This window comes from Euzebya tangerina, assembly GCF_003074135.1.
Taxonomy (GTDB): domain Bacteria; phylum Actinomycetota; class Nitriliruptoria; order Euzebyales; family Euzebyaceae; genus Euzebya; species Euzebya tangerina.
Map to the genome: position 1 here is coordinate 3,365,144 of NZ_PPDK01000001.1, position 17,129 is coordinate 3,382,272.

The following is a 17,129-nucleotide window of genomic DNA, read 5'->3' on the forward strand; positions in this document are numbered from 1 at the left end:
CCGGTCACGCCGCGAGCCACCCCTACTGCTGGACCAGGCACGCCGTCGCGGCTGGTCCGAATCGGTGATGTGAGTCGACACGCTACGGTCCGTTCACCTGTCCGTCAACTGGCCAATAGCGCCCGGCCGGTCAGCTGACCAGGTCTTTTGCACGAGGCTAGCCCGCTGACCTGCACAAACGAGTGGCAGAAAAAAGTGCGGGCCTACGGGTGTCCGTCGTCTGGCCCTGACCCCGCTGGTGTCGTCGGCCCGACGTGGAAGGGCGAGCGCGTCAGCTCGGAAGCGGACGACCACTCCTTACGGTCAGTGCCGTGCGACCCCGATGAGTCATCAGCTGGGGAGTAGGACGCCACCAGCTCGACCAGGTCGGACTCCGCCTCCTCAGCAGCGGCCCGCAACTCGAAGTCGGAGAAGGCGGCGCCGAGTCGGCGGCCGTCGGCCACATCCCGTGCCGCAGCCGCCATCTCCACGCCCCAACGTGCGGCCAAGGCGGTGCTGACCGTTGCCACCCCGTGGGTCAACCACCCCTGGTCCTCCAGCGTGCTGACCACCGCTCGAGCCGCCTCGTCGTCCAGCCCGAGTAGCCGCCCGACGGCGACCTCGTCGTCGCGACTGATCAGGCTCACGCGGCGGTGTCCAGCAGCGCCGCGCCGTGCACCACGGTGCCGGCGACCATCGTCAACACGCACTTGCCCGGCCCTTCGCCCTGGGCCTCGAATGCCGCCAGATCGGCTCGATTGCCGGGTCGCAGCGCCCCCACGCTCCCCTGCCGCGCTGCCGCTCGCCCACCGATGGTCGCAGCCTGCAGCGCCTGGTCCCAGGTCATCCTGCTGTCCGGTTCGTGGTGGGCTCCGGCCGCGCGAACCCAGGCCCAGGGATCGAACGCGCCGATGTCGTCCGCCCCGAACGCCATCTGCACGCCGGCCCGTGAGAGCAAGCCCAGCGGGTTGGCCGCGCGGGCTCGGCCCGCACCCAGGCGCCGTTCGTACGAACCGCCCGACCGCCCCAGGCCCAGGTCGCTGACGGGTTGTGCCGTCACGACGATCCCGAGCTCGGCCAGCACCGCCACGTCACCCTCGTCGACCAGCGCCGCGTACTCGAGTCGGTGCCGACTGTTCCGCAGCTGCTCCGGCCCGGCATCCTCCGCGGCCGCCATAAAGACCCGGATGGCCTGATGGACCGCCCGGTCCCCGATGGCGTGCAGCCCGACCTGCATGCCACGACGCGTGGCGTTCTGGACGAACTCGATCAGCTCAGCGGTGTCGCGGTACAGCTGTCCTGATCCTGGTCGGTCCGCGTACGGGGACTCCAAGGCGGCGCTGTGCGCCCCGATCGTCCCGTCGAGCAGCAGCGATCCGCCGGCCTGGCGAAGTCCCCGAGCTGCTGCGAAGTCGAGGTCGGTGTCGCCCCAGTAGGGCACCACCTCGATGGCCCATTGACCGTCGAGCCACGCGTCGAAGTCGTCGGCGCCCATGCGGTGGGGGCCGCCCATCTCGTGGGCCGACGCAACACCGGCGGCCGCCAGTTCTCGGGCAGCCGCCCGTCTGGCACGGTGGAGCGTGGCCTCTGGCAGGAGCGCACCGAACCAGCGCCGCGCCACGTGTGCGGCCTCCTGACGGAGCAGGCCGGTCGGCTGCCCGGTGGCGTCCCGCTCCACGCCGCGAGAGCGGGCCAGCGGCAGCGCTCTGAGCGACTCGGCGTCGACCAGGACGCAGTGCCCGTCGGAGCGGGTCAGGATCACCGGGCGGCCTTGGCCAGCCGCCTTCAACTCCTCCGCAGATGGCAGGCGCTGGTCCGGCCAGGCGGTCTCGTCCCACCCCGCACCCCAGATGACGGGATCGGTGGTCACGTCGATGCTGACCCGGATCGCGGCAAGGCAGTCCTCGAGTGAGGTGGCGACCCCGACGTCGAGGGAGTCCAGGATGAGACCCAGCCCGGTGAGGTGGGTGTGCGCGTTCACGAAGGCGGGCTGCAGCGTGACTCCGGGCAGCTCGACCCGCCACCTCGCCTCGTCGGCAACCTCGTTCGGATCGTCCCCGAGCCACGTGAGGCGGCGACGCTGGACCAAGACGGCGCGTGCCGCCGGACGGGCCGGGTCCATGGTGATGATGCGGTCGGCCACGATGAGGAGTGGATCGTCGCCCACGGGTACGCCGTCGAACGGGGACTGCATCACCACAGATCCTACGACGTTTCCTCCGATCGATGTCGGAGGTGTGTTCAGATCGGCGCTGAACCCACAGGACGCGGCGAACTCAGAGGACGTCGCGGAGGTAGGCCGTGGACAACGCGTCGGCGTACTCGTTCCACCGGTTGCCCGAGTGGGCCTTGATCCACTCCAGGGTGACCTCGGGTCGCGCCTCGACGATCTCGAACAGCGGTCGGACCAGATCGAGGTTCTGGATCGCTCCTCCCTTGCGACGCCAGCCCCGCTTGCGCCAGCCGTAGGCCCAGTTGGTGAGCGTGTCGACCGCCAACTTCGAGTCGGTGTAGACGACGGTCGAGGTCCCGTCCGGGATCAGGTCGTAGGCGGCTCGGATCGCAGTCAGTTCCATCCGATTGTTGGTCGTGTCGGGATCGTGCCCGTAGGCCTGCTGGATGACCTCATCGTCGCGGACGTAGACCGCGCCCCAACCACCTGGGCCCGGATTCGGGGTTGCGCTGCCGTCGGTGAACACACCGGTCGTCGGACCCCTGGTGTAGCGCCGGAGGACCTCGGCCACGGTCAGGTTCTCGGGTTGGATCACGTCGCCCTCACTGTTCGGCGATCACCTGCAGCATCGCCGCGGGGAGGATCGGTGACACGAAGGCGACGGCGAAGGCGATCCCCGCGGGGATCAGGCGCCCGCGCCCAGGCACCTCGCCGGCCAACAGATCCAGGATGACGGAGAGGATCAGCCAGCCTGCCGTCACCAGGGTTCCGACCACGACCGAGCTGAGCACCCAGACCATGGCCGTCTGCCCGTCACCGCCGAAGGCCAGGTTGCCGATCACCGTCAGGACCGAGAGCACCCCCGCGCTCCACAGGCCGGCTCGGATCGCCCGGCCGGTGGTCCGGCGGTCCGCTTCCGGATCGTGACTCATGAACGGCCTGCCTCGACGCTCACCAGATCCGTGGAGGTGCAATTGAGTCGCTCGACCCCGGTGTCGGTGACGGCCACGATGTCCTCGATGCGCATCCCGAATCTCCCGGCGAGGTAGATGCCGGGTTCGACGGAGAACGTCATCCCGGGCTCCAGGATGAGGTCGTTGCCGGCGGTGATGTAGGGCTCCTCATGGACGTCGAGGCCGATCCCATGCCCCGTCCGATGGATGAAGGCCGCGCCATAGCCGGCCGCCTCGATGTGCTGCCGGGCCACCGCATCGACCGACTCGGCGGTCACACCGGGTCGGACGTGCTCGACCGCGGCACGCTGTGCCGCTTGGAGGACCTCGAAGGCCGTCAGGTACGCCTCGTCGGGCGTGCCGATCACGTAGTTCCTGGTGCAATCGCTGAACCACCCGCTCACAGGCCCGCCGATGTCGATCACGATGCCCTCCCCGGCCTGCAGCGGGCGGTCGGAGATCCCGTGGTGCGGCGAGGCGCCGTTCGGGCCCCCGGCAACGATCACGAAGTCCACGGCGTCGTGACCGGCGGCTCGCATCGCCGCGTCGATGTCCCGGCCCACCTCCCGTTCCGTACGACCCGCCACCAGCAGGTCGGGGATCTGGCGGTGGACCGCATCGATGGCCGCTGCGGCAGCCCGCAGACCGGCCACACCGGCCGCGTCCTTGACCATCCGAAGTGCGCGCGTCACGGCCGAGCCTCGCGTCCACACCGCCTCCGGCAGGTGGCCCTGCAGAGCGAGGAGGAACTGTGACCAGAGTTGGTCGCCCACCGCAATCGCCCCACTGCCCAGGTGGTGGCCGATCAGCTCCGCCGCCAGCAACGCGGAGTCGTCGGACTCGCCGAAGGTCCGCAGGGGAATGCCCGGCGCACCGGTGGCCGCTGCCGCCTCCTCCAACTCGGGCACGACCATGACCGGATCACCGGCCCGTGGGACGACCAGCAGCGTCATCCGCTCGGAGGCGTGTGCGTCGTACCCGCACGCAGCCTGCAGGTCCGAGCCGGGACCGAGCACGAGGACGTCGACGTCCGCCGCGTCCATGCTCCGGCGGAGCACCGCGACGGCTCGGTCGGTCCCGCTGCCATCAACCACCTGCGCGATCGAGCTGTTCACGCGGCTATCGTAGTGGCCACGCTGCCGCCATCACCGGGGTGAGCTCCGTGCATGAACGCCGTGCCCCACCTACACTCTCGGGTCGGTCCGCGCACCGCCGTGTGCCTGCGTTTCTCCACGCGACCACCACCTCTACTTCACCAGCCGAGACAGGGAGGCCTTCGTGGCCAAGAAGAGCAAGATCGCCCGCAACCAGCAGCGCGCCGTCATGGTCGCGCGGCAGGCCGAGAAGCGCGCCGAACTGAAGGCCATCATCAAGAACGAGGACACCCCGTTCGAGGAGAAGCTGCTGGCCCGCGATCAGCTGAACAAGATGAAGGTCAACGGCAGCCCGGTCCGGCTCCGCAAGCGTGATCGCCTCGACGGCCGCCCTCGTGGCCACGTCGGCTTCGCCGGCCTCTCCCGTGTGAACTTCCGTGAGATGGCGCACGAAGGCGAGTTGCCCGGGATCACCAAGTCCTCCTGGTAGATCCCGCAAACGACACCACCCGAAGCGCTGCCGGTCCCGCCGGCGGCGCTTGTTGTTTCTCTGCCCGTCGCCATCGCGCGGACAGACCACTAGCGTCGTCCGGGTGCCTGCGCCCTTCTACCTCCGCCACCCCGCCGTCATCGGCGACCAGGTCGTGGTCGTCGCCGACGACGACCTCTGGCTGACCGCACTGTCCGGCGGCCGCGCCCACCGGATCACCGACGGTCGGGCCGCCGCCAGCCATCCGATCCCGAGTCCGGACGGGACGACCGTGGCCTTCACCGGGCTCGACGCCCACCACCCGGAGGCGTTCGTGGCCCCATTGGAGGGTGGCCCCATGGATCGCCTGAGCTACCTCGGGGCCACGGTGACCGTCACCCGAGCGTGGGATCGGGAGGGGCGCCCGGTGGTCTCCACCAACGCCGGCCTGCCCTTCTCGCGTGATGCGCAGCTCGTGGCCCTCGGACCGCAGCCCGGCCATCGGGAGCCGTTGGGGTACGGCAGCGCCCACGAGATCGCGTTCGGGAAGAGGGCCACCCTGCTCGGCCGGCACACCACCAACCAGGGCCGCTGGAAGCGCTACCGCGGTGGCACGGCGGGGCAGCTGTGGGTGGACGCCGACGGTGACGGCGCGTTCCAGCGGCTGCTGCCTGACCTGGCGGCGGACATCGCCTCACCCATGCTGATCGGCGACCGTGCCTACTTCATCGCCGATCACACCGGCGTCGGCAACATCTGGTCCTGTGCGCTGGACGGCTCCGACCTGCAGCAGCACACCCACCACGACACCTTCTACGCTCGCTTCGCCAGCACGGACGGCCACCACATCGTCTACACCTGTGGCGGTGACCTGTACCGACTGGATCCCGCCCGTGAGGATCCCGAGCCGGTCGACGTGGAGGTCCACGCCCCCAGGACGGCACGAGCCGCCACCTATGTGCCCGCGGCCAGCTGGCTGCAGTCCTACGAGGTTCACCCCCGGGGCACGCACATCGCTGCCCGCGTGCGCGGCCAGGCGATCGTCCTGCCGCTGCACGACGGCCCGGCAACCCACATCGGCCAGCGCTCCGGGGCCAGCCACCGGCTGATCACCTGGCTGGCCGACGGCGAGACCGTCGTGCTCCTCAGCGACAGCTCTGGTGAGGAGCGACTTGAGGTGTTCACGGCCGACGGGACCATGACCGTCCTGGACCGCGAGATCGGTGTTGTGGTGGACCTCGTGGCCGCACCCACCAACTCGTCGGTGGCGCTGACCAACCAGGACGGCGAGCTGGTGGTCATCGACCTGGCCGACCCGAGTAGCCCCGGCATCACCGAGGTGGCCACCTCCATCTACGGCATCGACGGTCCATCGTGGTCAGCCGACGGCCGGTGGCTGGCCTACAGCGAGCGGACCAGCAACTGGTACACGGCACGGGTCGCGATCTGGGACAGCCAGGACCCGGAGTCCGAGCCGATCGCCGTCAGCCCGGGCGATTCGGCCAACCGCAGTCCGTCGTTCGATCCCGCAGGTCGCCACCTCTACTGGATCGCCTCCACACGCTTCTTTCCCACGGTCGACGGGGTCTACTTCGACCGCTCGTTCGCTCACCCCGACGTCATCATGGCGTGCGTGCTGCGGGAGGCGGACCATCCGCCGCTGCATCGGGAGCCACGGAGCCCGGGTGGTCGCCCACCGCGGTCATCCCGCCCGAACGGGCCCGAGGACGCCGACGCGACGGAAGAGGTCCCCTCGGATCCGGCCAAGACACCAGACACCACATCCGACACCACGTCGGGAACCGGCACGTCCACGCCCGTCGAGGTCGACCTCGACGGACTGCAGGAGCGCACCGTCACACTGCCCTTCCCCAGTGGCCGCTACCGCGCCGTCGTCGGCCTCCACGGCAAGGTCCAGGCGTTGGCACTGCCCCTCCGCCCCCCACGCCTGCCGCACCACGGGCCACGCGAGCAGCCACCGACCGGCCAACTCGAGGTGCTCGACCTCGACACCGGGAAGCACGAGGTCATCGTCAGTCGGGTCAGCTCGGTTGCGGTCTCCGCGGACCGGAAGACCACGGTGTACGCCTCGAAGAAGCGGCTTCGGGCCGTCCGCGCAGGCGTGAAGCCGCCTGAGGGGCCTGCAGCCGAGGGGCCCACTCGCATCAGCGGCTGGATCGACCTGGGACGCGTCTCCGTCCGTGTCGACCCGCCGGCGGAGTGGCGCCAACTGTTCGACGAAGCCTGGCGGCTGCAGCGGGACCTGTTCTGGCACCACCAGATGCCCGGCGTGGACTGGGACAGCGTCCGAGACCGCTACCGTGCGCTGATCGATCGCATCGCCACCCGTGGCGAGCTCACCGATCTGCTGTGGGAGATGTTCGGGGAGCTGGGGACCGGCCACGCCTACGTCCGCGGTGGCGATCACCCCAAGGCGCCGAAGATGCCCCTGGGATTCCTCGGAGCGGACCTGGTCTGGGGGCCGGATGGCTGGCGTGTCGACCGGATCCTGCGCGCCGAGTCCACCGATCCGCTCCGTCGCCGTCCGCTGCTGGAGCCCGGTGTGCGGATCCGCGAGGGCGACATCATCACCGCGATCGACGGGGTTGCACTGGGTGCCGACGTCTCCCCCTGGGAGCAGCTGGTCAACCGGTCCGACAGCGAGGTCCGCGTCGCCGTGACCCGGGCGGACGACACGGCGCGGGAGGTCACGGTGCGCACCCTCAGCAGTGACCAGCCGCTGCGCTACGCGGACTGGGTGATCGGCAACCGCACGCTGGTGGCCGAGGCGTCGAACGGCCGGGTCGGGTACGTCCACATCCCCGACATGGGGCCGCTCGGGTTCGCCGAGTTCCACCGTCAGTACCTCGCCGAGGCGCACGCCGACGCCCTCGTCGTCGATGTGCGCTTCAACGGCGGGGGCAACGTCTCCTCACTCCTGCTGGAGAAGCTCGCGAGCCGCCGGATCGGGTATCAGATGCGACGCTCCGGCGCTCTTGAGCCCTACCCGCACCATGCACCAGCGGGCCCCCTGGTGGCCGTGACCAACGAGAAGTGCGGCTCCGACGGCGACATCTTCACCCACGCGTGGAAGCGACTGGATCTCGGCCCGGTGGTCGGGACCCGAACGTGGGGCGGCGTCATCGGCATCCAGCCACGTCTGACGGCGGCCGATGGCATGGTCACCACCCAACCAGCCTTCGCCTTCTGGTTCGATGACGTCGGCTGGGGGGTCGAGAACTACGGGACCGACCCGACGCACCCGGTGGAGATCACACCGCAGGACGCGGTGGCTGGACATGATCCGCAACTGGCCACCGCAGTGGATCTGGCCCTGTCCGCGCTGGACACCGAGCCTCCCAGGGACCGCCCGACCCGTCCGGCCTGACACACCAGAACCAATGTGGCCCTTGATTGGCCACTAGTGGCTGAGCAATGGTTGGCCCATGGCTCGCGCACTGACCACCATGGCCCAGACCACTGTCGACCAGTCGTTCGTCAGCGACGAGTGGATGGCGGAGCGGCTGCACGATTGGCCCGACGGCACAGGCCCCATGTACGCCCGGCTTGCCGGCGCCATCACCCGTCTGCTCGACAGCGGTGAGGTCTGCAAGGGCGCCAGGCTTCCGGCAGAGCGACAGCTGTCAGCCGTCCTCCGAGTGTCCCGGACCACCGTGGCGTCGGCCTACGACATGCTGGCCGACGCGAGCGTGGTCGAGCGTCGCCACGGGAGCGGCACTTACGTCAACCGGGTTGCCGAGTCGACCCCCAGCCCACCGCGCGAGTCGGTCTTGATGCGCAGTCTGGAGCGCAACGAGATCTTCGACGGCCTGCTCGACCCACCCCGCCAACTGCTGGACTTCCGCGCCGCGGCGTTGGTCGACACCGACCCGTTGCCGCAGGAGGCGCTCGACGGGCTGGCGGAGGAGTTCGCCATGGCCAGCGCGAGCCACGGCTACGTGCCGGCCGGGCTCCTCGCGCTCCGGGCCGCCATCGCCGATCGGTACACCGCTCGCGGACTGCCGACCACACCCGAGCAGGTGCTCGTGACGACCGGTGCTCAGCAGGCCATCGCCGTGGTCAGCATGCTGCACGTGCGGCCGGACGACCTGATCGTGACCGAGGCGCTCACCCACACCGGCGCCATCGACCTGTTCGGTGCGGCTGGCGCGGACATCCACACCGTGCCCGTGGGACACGACGGTGCCGACGTCGATGCCATCGCCGAGGCGCTCGAGCGGACGCCACGGATGCTGTACCTGATCCCGTCGATCCACAACCCGGTCGGCGGCGTCATGTCCGCTCGATCTCGTCGGCGGCTTGCGGCGCTGGTCGGCGATCACCCGGACGTGGTGGTCATCGCGGATGACACGCTGGCCGACACCTACCGTGACCGGCGTCCGCCCGCGCCGTTGGCCACCTTCCCCGGTGCTGAGTCGGTGCTGCACATCGGCAGTCTGAGCAAGCTGTTCTGGGCGGGTCTCCGGATCGGCTGGGTTCGCGGTCCGGCGCAGACCATTCGGCGGCTGGCCAGGCTGAAGGCGCTCAGCGACCTCGGGACGAGCGTGCCGAGTCAGATGCTGGCGCTCCGTGTCCTCGGCCTGGGTGAGGTGTTCGAGGACTCTCGCCGTGAGATGCTCGCGGCTCGAGGGCGGGCGCTCGAGGGCCTGCTCGCACAGGAGCTCCCCAGCTGGCGGTTCTCGACGCCGGAGGGCGGGGTGTGCCTGTGGATCCACCTGCCGCAGTCGGACACCGACGTCGAAGTCGCCCGGGCCCCGATCACCGCCCGCGACGTCGCCATGGCCGCCAGCCGGCACGGCATCGCTCTGGCGCCAGGCAGCATCCAATCACCGGACCGCGCCTTCGAAGACTGCCTGCGCCTGCCCTACGGCTATCCCGAGCCGGTCCTGGCCGATGCCGTCGGGCGCTTGTCCGCTGCCTGGTCCGCCCTCGTCGACGGTGCCCGTCCCGGCGCACCCCTGGACGAGATGTGTGTGGTGGTCTAGATCTTCAGTTGGAGTGGCGTGGAGAGCAGGCTGAACCTGGCGGGCGTCCGGCCGAGGAACTCGCCGTCGGCCTCGACCAGCATCGGTGTCTCGGGCGCAACAGCGGCGGTCGCCGACTGCCACTCGGCGATGTGTGGATCTGGCAGGTGTTCGCCGGCGTAGAGCTTGGGGGTGAGGGTGAACACCTGGCTTCTGGTCCCGGTGAAGGCGAGGACGTTGAACAGACCGTCGTCCGGTAGGGCACGCGGGGCGACCTTCATGCCGCCACCGAAGAACTGGCCGTTGGCCACGACCAGCTCGACCAGCGGGACCGTGGCGGTGGTGCGCTGGAGTTCCAGTGCCACCTCCTGCCGGTTGACCGCCCGGATCGCGGACCAAGCGGCCAGCAGGTAGCGGACCCGGCCGGTGAATCGTGGGAGTCGAGCGGCGCGGCGCACCACCTGGGCACCCCACCCGACCTGGGCGATGTTGGCGAAGAAGCGGGTGGTCTCCTCCCCCGTCGCGGGATCGGTGAACGTGGCGACCCCGACGTCCATGCCAACGCTGTCGGTGGTGGTCAGGTGCCGTCGGACCAGTCGCTCGATCGGCAGATCGAGCCCGTAGGTGCGCACCAGGTCACAGCCGGAGCCGGCGGCCACCACGGCCAGCACGACATCGGCGGCCCGCGCGCGTCCGTCCTGATCCAGCAAGCCGTTGACGACCTCGTTTACCGTGCCGTCCCCACCGACAGCGAGGACGTAGCGGCCCCCGTCATCCACGATCTGCCGGGCGAGCTCGGTCGCGTGTCCGGCGCGGGTGGTCGTGTGCACCCGGTGGTCCAGCCCCTCCGCGTCGAGCTGCCGGGTCAGCTGCGGGATCGTCCGCTTGACGGCGCCTCGCCCCGCGCGGGGGTTGACGATCAGGTGCAGCGTGCCGAACGGGTGACTCATCAGCCCCTCAGGATAGGTGGGGCGACTAGTAGGCGACGACGCCGCGGACCAGCGACCGGTTGGCCTCCGCCGCCGTCCGGGCGACATCGCCATCAGCCGCCTCCCGGATCTGGCGAACCAAGTCGGCGACCATCTTGACGGAGCGAACGAAGTCGCCCGGCGTGAGGTCTGCGGTGCCGAGCGCGGTGTCGAGGTCCGCGCCACGGGCCCAGCGGTACACAACGGCCGCCAGTCCCGCATCGAGGTCCCGCGTTGCTGGCAGACCGAACTGCGTCTCCAGGTCCACGATGCGCTGGAGGTGGGTCTCGACGGTGTCGACGCGTTCATCGAGCAGCCGGGTGGGGATGTGGGCAGGCTGCGGCTCCGGCGAGCGGGACTCGAAGGTGAAGATGCTGACGAGCGCGGCCAGCTCGGGGGCGCTCAGTCCGTCGAAGACACCCCATCGGAGGCACTCGGCCAGGACGAGGTCGGTCTCGCTGTACAGCCCCGCAAGCCGGAGCCCGTGACCGGTCGGGGTGGGCTCGTCATCCAGGTAGTCGAGCTCCTGCAGCAGCTCGACGATCAGGTTGAAGCGGGTGACCAGGGTCGTCGTGCGGCGGCGGAGGTTGCGTTCCAGCCGGTTCGTGGTCTCCTCCAACTCGTCATGGCGGCGCGCCCACACGGCGATCTCGGGCAGCTCGGGGTCGCTGTGCACCGGGTGGGCCTTCATGCGCTCCCGGAGCTCGGCGACCTGCCGCGCTGTCGCGTCTTCGACGGGAACGTCCTCGCCGCGGCCGTCGCCGGCCGGGGTCACGTCGAAGAGCAGCCGTTGCACCCTCTTGCGGAAGGCCGGTTGCCGGTGCCCGCCATCGGCCGGCAGTCGCACACGGCCGACCGAGACCGGCGGTCGATCGAACTCGCGAGGACCAACCCGGCTGGATCGGCGGTCATCCGTCACGACCGTGGCCAGCGGTGTCCCGGACTTCGAGTTGGAGAGCGCCACCACCGCCGCCAGGCGTGTGCTGCCTCGTCGGCCGCCGTCGAGCACGATCACATCCCCTGGGGTCAATGCGTCGATGGCGTTCTCGATCGCGGTTGATCGTCGGGCCCGGCGGTTCTTGGCGGCGGAGGACTCGATACGAGAGATCTCCTTGCGGATGGCCCAGTACTCGGCAAAGTCGCCCCGGTCGGAGTGCAGGTGTTTGGCGTACCCCTCCAGCGCCTGCAGGTTCTTCTGGATCTCCGCTCCCTGCCCGCCGGACTGGGCGTCGGCCTGGAACTGGGCGAAGGACTGCTCCAGCAGATCCACGGCGTCGTCCACCCGGGTCCGTCCCGGTGCGGACGGCGGGGGGCGCCGCAGCAGGTTGACCGCCATGTTGTAGGACGGCGCGAAGCGCGAGACCAGCCGTTCCGTGCGACGGCCGACCAGCCCGGCCACCACGGGGAACTCGACGTCGCGCTGGTAGCAGACCACCGCATGACCCAGCTTGTCCTTGCCGCGACGGCCGGCCCGTCCGGTCAGCTGGGTGAACTGCCCCGGGGTGAGCAGTTCGTGACGCTGGCCGTTCCACTTCTCCAGTCGTTCGATGACGACGGTCCGGGCGGGCATGTTGATGCCGAGCGCCAGCGTCTCGGTGGCGTAGACCATCTTGACCAGACCGGCGGCGAAGAGCTCCTCCACCGTCTCCTTGAACGCCGGAACCATGCCGGCATGATGGGCCGCGACGCCCTTCTCCAGCGCGTAGGCCCAGGGGCCGTAGCCGAGGACCTCGAGGTCCTCTGGCGCCAGATCCGTGGTCCGGCGGTCGATGACCTGGCGGATCTTGCTGCGCTCCTTGTCGGTGGTCAACTCGACCCCGGAGCGGATGACCTGATCGACGGCGTCGTCACACCCCTGGCGGCTGAAGATGAAGGTGATGGCAGGCAGCCAGCGACGGTCGGCCAGCATCCGGATCAGGTCGCTGCGACGGGGGTAGCGCAGCCGCTGACCGGAGGAGACTCGCCGGCCCTTCCGTGTTACGCGGTTCCGTTGGCCGGCCCGACGCTCCATCATCAGGATCTCGGGGTTCGGCTTGCCGCCGCGGGCCTGCCGGGCCGCTGCCTGGTCGTCGCTGTCCGCCTTCTTGCCGCCGGCGCCCTTGGACCCCTTGCGGAACACCGGATAGAGCTGTTCGTTGATGGCGTAGTGGTGTTCCAGCGGCACCGGCCGGACCTCCGAGATGACCACGTCACAGCCGCCGCGCACCTCCGCCATCCAGGCCCCGAACTCCTCCGCATTCGACACGGTCGCCGAGAGTGCGGCGACGCTGACCGCTGGGGGGAGTTGGACGATGACCTCTTCCCACACCGCGCCGCGTGACCGGTCGCCCAGGTAGTGCACCTCGTCGAGGACGACGTGCGACAGGCCCTGGAGGGTCGAGGAGCTCTCGTACAGCATGTTGCGGAGGACCTCGGTGGTCATCACCACGATGGGCGCCTCACCGTTGATCACGTTGTCGCCGGTCAGCAGTCCGACGTTCTGTGCACCGTGGACGGCTTTGAGGTCGCCGTACTTCTGGTTGGACAGCGCCTTGATCGGTGTGGTGTAGAAGGCCTTGCGACCGTGCTGCAGCGCCAGCCACAGCGCGAACTCCCCGACCACGGTCTTGCCGGCCCCGGTGGGGGCGGCGACCAGGACGCTCCGACCCTCCACCAGGGCCGTGTTGGCCGTGATCTGGAAGTGGTCGAGCGGGTGGTCCAACTGCTCGGCGAACGTGGCCAGCAGTCGGTCGTCAGCCGGCGCGTCGGCGCCGTGATCGTGAGAGGTGCTCACGCGGCAGCGACATCCCGTCGTCCGCGTCCCCGTTCGATCACCTTGGCGAACACGATGCAGATCTCGTAGAAGCCGGCCAACGGGAGCGCCATCACGCACATCGTGAAGGGGTCCTGCGACGGCGTGATGATCGCTGCGGCGACGAATGCGGAGAAGAAGGCGTGTCGCCGGTACTTCTTGAGCAGGTCGTGGCTGACGATGTCCATCAGGACCAGGATGGCGATGACCAGGGGGTACTCGAAGCTGATGCCGAAGGCCAGCATGGTGCGGATGAGGAAGGTGATGTAGGCCTCGGCGTCGAGCACCGGAACGAAGTCGTCACCGGCGAACTGCAGCAGGAACTCGAGGCCCCGGGGGATGATGAACAGGCTGAATGCCGCGCCGGCCAGGAACAGCACCTGCGTGAGGATGACGAAGGGGGCGGCGTACTTCTTCTCCTTCGCCTTCAGACCCGGCACGATGAACGCCCACAGTTGATAGAACATGATCGGGGCGCCGAAGGTGATGGCGACGATCAGGGCGCCCTTGAGCCGGACGACGAACCCCCCGAGCACGTTGATGAAGATCAGCTGGCACTCGCCACTGGAGTCCGTCCCGATGCCACCGCGGACCTCCTCGGGCAGTTGGCAGTAGGGGTCGGTGAGAATCTCGGTGACGATGTCGTTGAAGATGAAGCCGATGACGAAGAAGAAGCCGAAGCCGAGGGTGGCCTTGATCAGGCGACTGCGGAGCTCGGCGAGGTGCTCGAAGAGCGTCATCTCCTCGCCCTGGTAGTCGTCCCCGTCGGAGGGGACGGCAGGGTCGGCGGTTGCGGTCATCGCGTCACGTCGGATCGCCCGCCCGGACGGACGGTGTGTCGAGCGGCGCTCTAGCTCTGGTCGGCCGTGCGGTCGGTCTCTGCCTCGGCGGTGGAGTCGGAGGAGGCTTCGACCTGCAGTGCCTCGTCCTCCTCTCGGGCGTCGGCAAGGCCACGCTTGAAGCTCGTGATGGTCTTGCCCACCGAGCTGCCGAGTTCAGGCAGCTTGCGGCTCCCGAACAGGAGCAGCGCAAGGACGATAATGCCGATGATCTCTGGTGCACCAAGACTCATGCCGGGATCCTTGTGTGGTCTGGCCGCCTGGAAAGCAGTTCGGGCCGGCGATGACGCCGACCCGGGGATGATGAATGACTGGTGTGTTGGCGGCTGCCGCCGAGTGTAGCGCCGCTGGGCCGCTACTGGTTGGTGAGGTCGGTGAGCTCGTGGAACCAGTCGTCGCTCTTGAGCGCCTGGTGGAAGTCCAGCAGGTCGTCGTGGGTCAGACGGGGGTGGTCGAAGCGGTCACGCAGACGAACGCGGACGGGCTCCGGCACCACGGGGAGCGCCGGGACGCCACCGCTGACGAGGAGGCGGACGACACGCTCGTCGGCCGGCTTGCGGACCTCGGAGGCGCAGCTGGGGCAGGCGAACCCGTAGAACGATCCGTCGGACGCGGAATCATCGACACGAAGCTCGATGTCATCCGGGGTCAGCGCCACCTCACCGCAGGTGGGGCACGTTGCCTTGATCGTGGTCATGGGGGTCGGTTTCCTTCTACTCAGCAGGGGTCTGGGGCTGTGTAGAGAGAATCGGCCCGGCGGGTAGCCACCTTGAGGGCTGAAATCGGAAGTTCTTCGCATGGCGCGTGCGGCCTGCTCAGGCGGCCATCGGACCAGCTTCAGGGGTAGGCATCCCGGATGGCTCCGGCCTGCTCCAACCAGCGGTCCACCAGCGCCGGGGGGCGCACCACGCGTGCGGATCGCCCCAGCCGCATGAGCAACGAGACGGCCCAATCCAGGCCGGCCGTGCGGAACGACAGCCTGGTCCAGCCGTCATCGGTGACCTCCCGATCGTCCAGGACCACGTGGTCGCCGACCCAGGCGGCGTGCGGCTGGACGTCGATCACGACCTGTGGGTCGTCGTCGGAGGGGCGGTACAGCGGAGGAGGGACGTGGTCCGGTGGGGCGGGGGCCCGCTCGGAGGTAACCTCCAGCGCTTGGATCCGGTCGAGCCTGAATGACCGCTGGTGCTGGGCTCGACGACAGAAGCCCTGCAGGTACCAGGCGCCGCCGACCGACCGGACCGTCCACGGCTCGACCGCTCGATCGGTCACCTCGTCCCTCGTCGGTGACCAGTACCGCAGGTTGACGACCCGTGGGTCCGATACCAGAGGCCAGAGCTGGGCCAGGTGATCCTCACCCTCGGTCCGGAGATCCATCGCGACGGGAACCGCGGCCTCCGCGCCCAGATGTGTCTCCAACTTCTCTATGGCCGTCGACAGCGCCTCGAAGTCAGCCAGAACGCCACTGTCCCGCGCGGCTCGCGCAGCCAACAGCAGCGACAGCCCCTCCCGCATCGAGATGGCCAGGGGCCGTGAGAAGAACTCGGCCATGCGGACGACGACCTGGCCACCGCTGACCGAGGCTTCGATCAGGTCCCCTCCCCCATACCCCGGCAGGCCGCAGTACCCCAGCACATCCAGGTCGTCGAGCACCTCGTTGGGGGTCACCTCGAACCGTCGTGCAACCTCCTCGACGCTGACGCCGGGGTGCTCCAGCAGCCACGGGACCATGACCAGCACCCGACGCAGCCGGACCAGCGTGGCGTTCACGATGGCGCCCCCGACGGGTGCTCCGCCACAGGAACGGGCTCGGCCAGGATCTGATCCAGGTGCTCGACCAGGCGGTTGCGAACCGGGTCGGGTCCGACCAGCCGAACGCCAGGTCCGAGCGTGAGCAGCCAGCCGATCAGCTCGTCGGGATCCCAGGTGCGGATGGTGAAGCGGCGCCAGCTGCCGGCGCCACCCCCATCGGGCGCCGGAACGCCGGCGCCATCCCGATCGGGCGCCGGAACGCCGGCGCCACTGCTGCGGCGCGCCACCTGCCACGCGGTCGCCTCATCCGCATCCACCACAGCATCGATGGGCTCACCTGTGGCACCAGGCACCACCTCGGCCGGATCCGGGGGGACGTCGGGGACGTCCACGACCCCAGGGTCGCCGGTGGGACGGACCTCGCCGTCGATCCGGTCCAGCCGGAAGGTCCGCTCCGCGGCCTTGTCGACGTCGACGCCCCGGAGATACCAGCGGCCACGCCAGTGCAGGAGGGCGTGTGGCTCGACCAGCCGTGTGGTCGCCGTGGCTGCCGTCGCAGTCTGCGCCACCGACCGGTAGGCGAACCGGACACGCTGCTTGGCCAGCAACGCATCGGTCAGCACCGCCCGGTTGGGGGCGTCCATGCCGAGTTCGAGCGGCACGCGCTGCTGGACGCGCTGCTCCCCGACCAGGTTCGCGTCCACGGCCAGCTTGTCGAGGGCTGGCGCGGCCTCGTCTGCCAGGCCGGTGAGCTGCACCGACAACGCCAACGCCGTCAGCTCCGTCGGGTCCAGTGCGATCGGCGAGAGGTCGTAGTCCTTCGGGTCGATCCGGTATCCCAGGGTCTCGTCGAAGCGGTCCAACTTCTCGGTCTCCAGCGGGATTCCCAGTGCACGCAGGTCGGCCTTGTCACGCTCGAACATGCGTCGCCAGGCCGAGTCGCGCTCACCCTGGTAGCCGGCCACGCGCTGGTTGATCTGATCCACCGTCAGCGGTCGCCGAGTCTCACGCAGGGCAATCACAAGATTTACTAAGCGTTCAAGACGGTCAACCACATGGTGAAGGGTAGTCGCGGCGGTGGAAGGTTCCGACGTACCGTTGCACCATGGGGGCAGGACCTGCCCGG

Annotated in this window: 14 protein-coding genes and 2 pseudogenes; 4 read left to right on the forward strand and 12 right to left on the reverse strand. The window is 69.4% G+C overall.

All coding sequences use genetic code 11. The annotated features are described in order from the left end of the window. Positions 1 to 203 precede the first annotated feature (203 nt). The 5 genes from C1746_RS15555 to C1746_RS15575 form a co-directional block, all read right to left on the reverse strand. A complete protein-coding gene (locus tag C1746_RS15555) occupies positions 204 to 626 on the reverse strand; it encodes a hypothetical protein (RefSeq protein WP_116715429.1) in 423 nt (140 codons plus the stop codon). Beyond that, complete coding sequence (locus tag C1746_RS15560) at positions 623 to 2,173, reverse strand: amidohydrolase (RefSeq protein WP_162867811.1); 1,551 nt, start codon at positions 2,171 to 2,173, stop codon at positions 623 to 625. Before C1746_RS15560 ends, C1746_RS15555 begins: the two co-directional genes overlap by 4 nt. 82 nt (positions 2,174 to 2,255) lie before the next feature. Next, the gene (locus C1746_RS15565) at positions 2,256 to 2,747 is read right to left on the reverse strand and encodes a ribonuclease H family protein (RefSeq protein ID WP_205711884.1); all 492 of its coding nucleotides are present in this window, start codon (positions 2,745 to 2,747) and stop codon (positions 2,256 to 2,258) included. Between the two features lie 7 nt (positions 2,748 to 2,754). Next, the gene (locus C1746_RS15570; RefSeq protein WP_116715431.1) at positions 2,755 to 3,084 is read right to left on the reverse strand and encodes a hypothetical protein; all 330 of its coding nucleotides are present in this window, start codon (positions 3,082 to 3,084) and stop codon (positions 2,755 to 2,757) included. After that, complete coding sequence (locus tag C1746_RS15575) at positions 3,081 to 4,148, reverse strand: M24 family metallopeptidase (protein ID WP_116715762.1); 1,068 nt, start codon at positions 4,146 to 4,148, stop codon at positions 3,081 to 3,083. The genes C1746_RS15570 and C1746_RS15575 overlap by 4 nt, the downstream gene beginning before the upstream one ends. A 235-nt stretch (positions 4,149 to 4,383) precedes the next feature. On the opposite strand from C1746_RS15575, the pseudogene C1746_RS23225 reads away from it, so the two are divergent. From C1746_RS23225 to C1746_RS15590, 4 genes and pseudogenes are all read left to right on the forward strand, one after another. Continuing rightward, a pseudogene (locus C1746_RS23225) lies at positions 4,384 to 4,474 on the forward strand (30S ribosomal protein S14); the annotation flags it as partial. Beyond that, a pseudogene (rpsN, locus tag C1746_RS15580) lies at positions 4,447 to 4,689 on the forward strand (30S ribosomal protein S14); the annotation flags it as partial. The pseudogenes C1746_RS23225 and rpsN, both read left to right, overlap by 28 nt. 103 nt (positions 4,690 to 4,792) lie before the next feature. Next, the gene (locus C1746_RS15585; RefSeq protein ID WP_116715433.1) at positions 4,793 to 8,056 is read left to right on the forward strand and encodes a S41 family peptidase; all 3,264 of its coding nucleotides are present in this window, start codon (positions 4,793 to 4,795) and stop codon (positions 8,054 to 8,056) included. A 58-nt stretch (positions 8,057 to 8,114) separates the two neighbouring features. Continuing rightward, positions 8,115 to 9,674, forward strand: coding sequence for an aminotransferase-like domain-containing protein (locus C1746_RS15590; protein WP_116715434.1), 1,560 nt, complete (start codon positions 8,115 to 8,117; stop codon positions 9,672 to 9,674). On the opposite strand, the gene C1746_RS15595 is transcribed toward C1746_RS15590, so the two are convergent. From C1746_RS15595 to C1746_RS15625, 7 genes are all read right to left on the reverse strand, one after another. Next, positions 9,671 to 10,603 (reverse strand): diacylglycerol/lipid kinase family protein, encoded by a 933-nt coding sequence (locus C1746_RS15595; protein ID WP_162867812.1) that lies wholly within the window; start codon positions 10,601 to 10,603, stop codon positions 9,671 to 9,673. The genes C1746_RS15590 and C1746_RS15595 overlap by 4 nt on opposite strands. Positions 10,604 to 10,628: 25 nt before the next feature. Further along, complete coding sequence (locus C1746_RS15600) at positions 10,629 to 13,394, reverse strand: DEAD/DEAH box helicase (protein ID WP_162867813.1); 2,766 nt, start codon at positions 13,392 to 13,394, stop codon at positions 10,629 to 10,631. Beyond that, positions 13,391 to 14,212 (reverse strand): twin-arginine translocase subunit TatC, encoded by an 822-nt coding sequence (gene tatC, locus C1746_RS15605; protein WP_116715437.1) that lies wholly within the window; start codon positions 14,210 to 14,212, stop codon positions 13,391 to 13,393. The genes C1746_RS15600 and tatC overlap by 4 nt, the downstream gene beginning before the upstream one ends. A 50-nt stretch (positions 14,213 to 14,262) precedes the next feature. Then, the gene (gene tatA / locus C1746_RS15610; RefSeq protein ID WP_116715438.1) at positions 14,263 to 14,484 is read right to left on the reverse strand and encodes a twin-arginine translocase TatA/TatE family subunit; all 222 of its coding nucleotides are present in this window, start codon (positions 14,482 to 14,484) and stop codon (positions 14,263 to 14,265) included. 122 nt (positions 14,485 to 14,606) lie between these two features. Continuing rightward, entirely contained in the window at positions 14,607 to 14,948 is a 342-nt protein-coding gene (locus C1746_RS15615) for a hypothetical protein (RefSeq protein ID WP_116715439.1), read from the reverse strand. A 140-nt stretch (positions 14,949 to 15,088) separates the two neighbouring features. Continuing rightward, positions 15,089 to 16,021 carry a helix-turn-helix transcriptional regulator gene (locus tag C1746_RS15620; RefSeq protein WP_116715440.1) on the reverse strand — a complete coding sequence of 311 codons (933 nt, stop codon included), beginning with the start codon at positions 16,019 to 16,021 and terminating at the stop codon, positions 15,089 to 15,091. Further along, entirely contained in the window at positions 16,018 to 16,989 is a 972-nt protein-coding gene (locus tag C1746_RS15625) for a helix-turn-helix transcriptional regulator (protein ID WP_162867814.1), read from the reverse strand. Before C1746_RS15625 ends, C1746_RS15620 begins: the two co-directional genes overlap by 4 nt. Between the last annotated feature and the right edge of the window lie 140 nt (positions 16,990 to 17,129).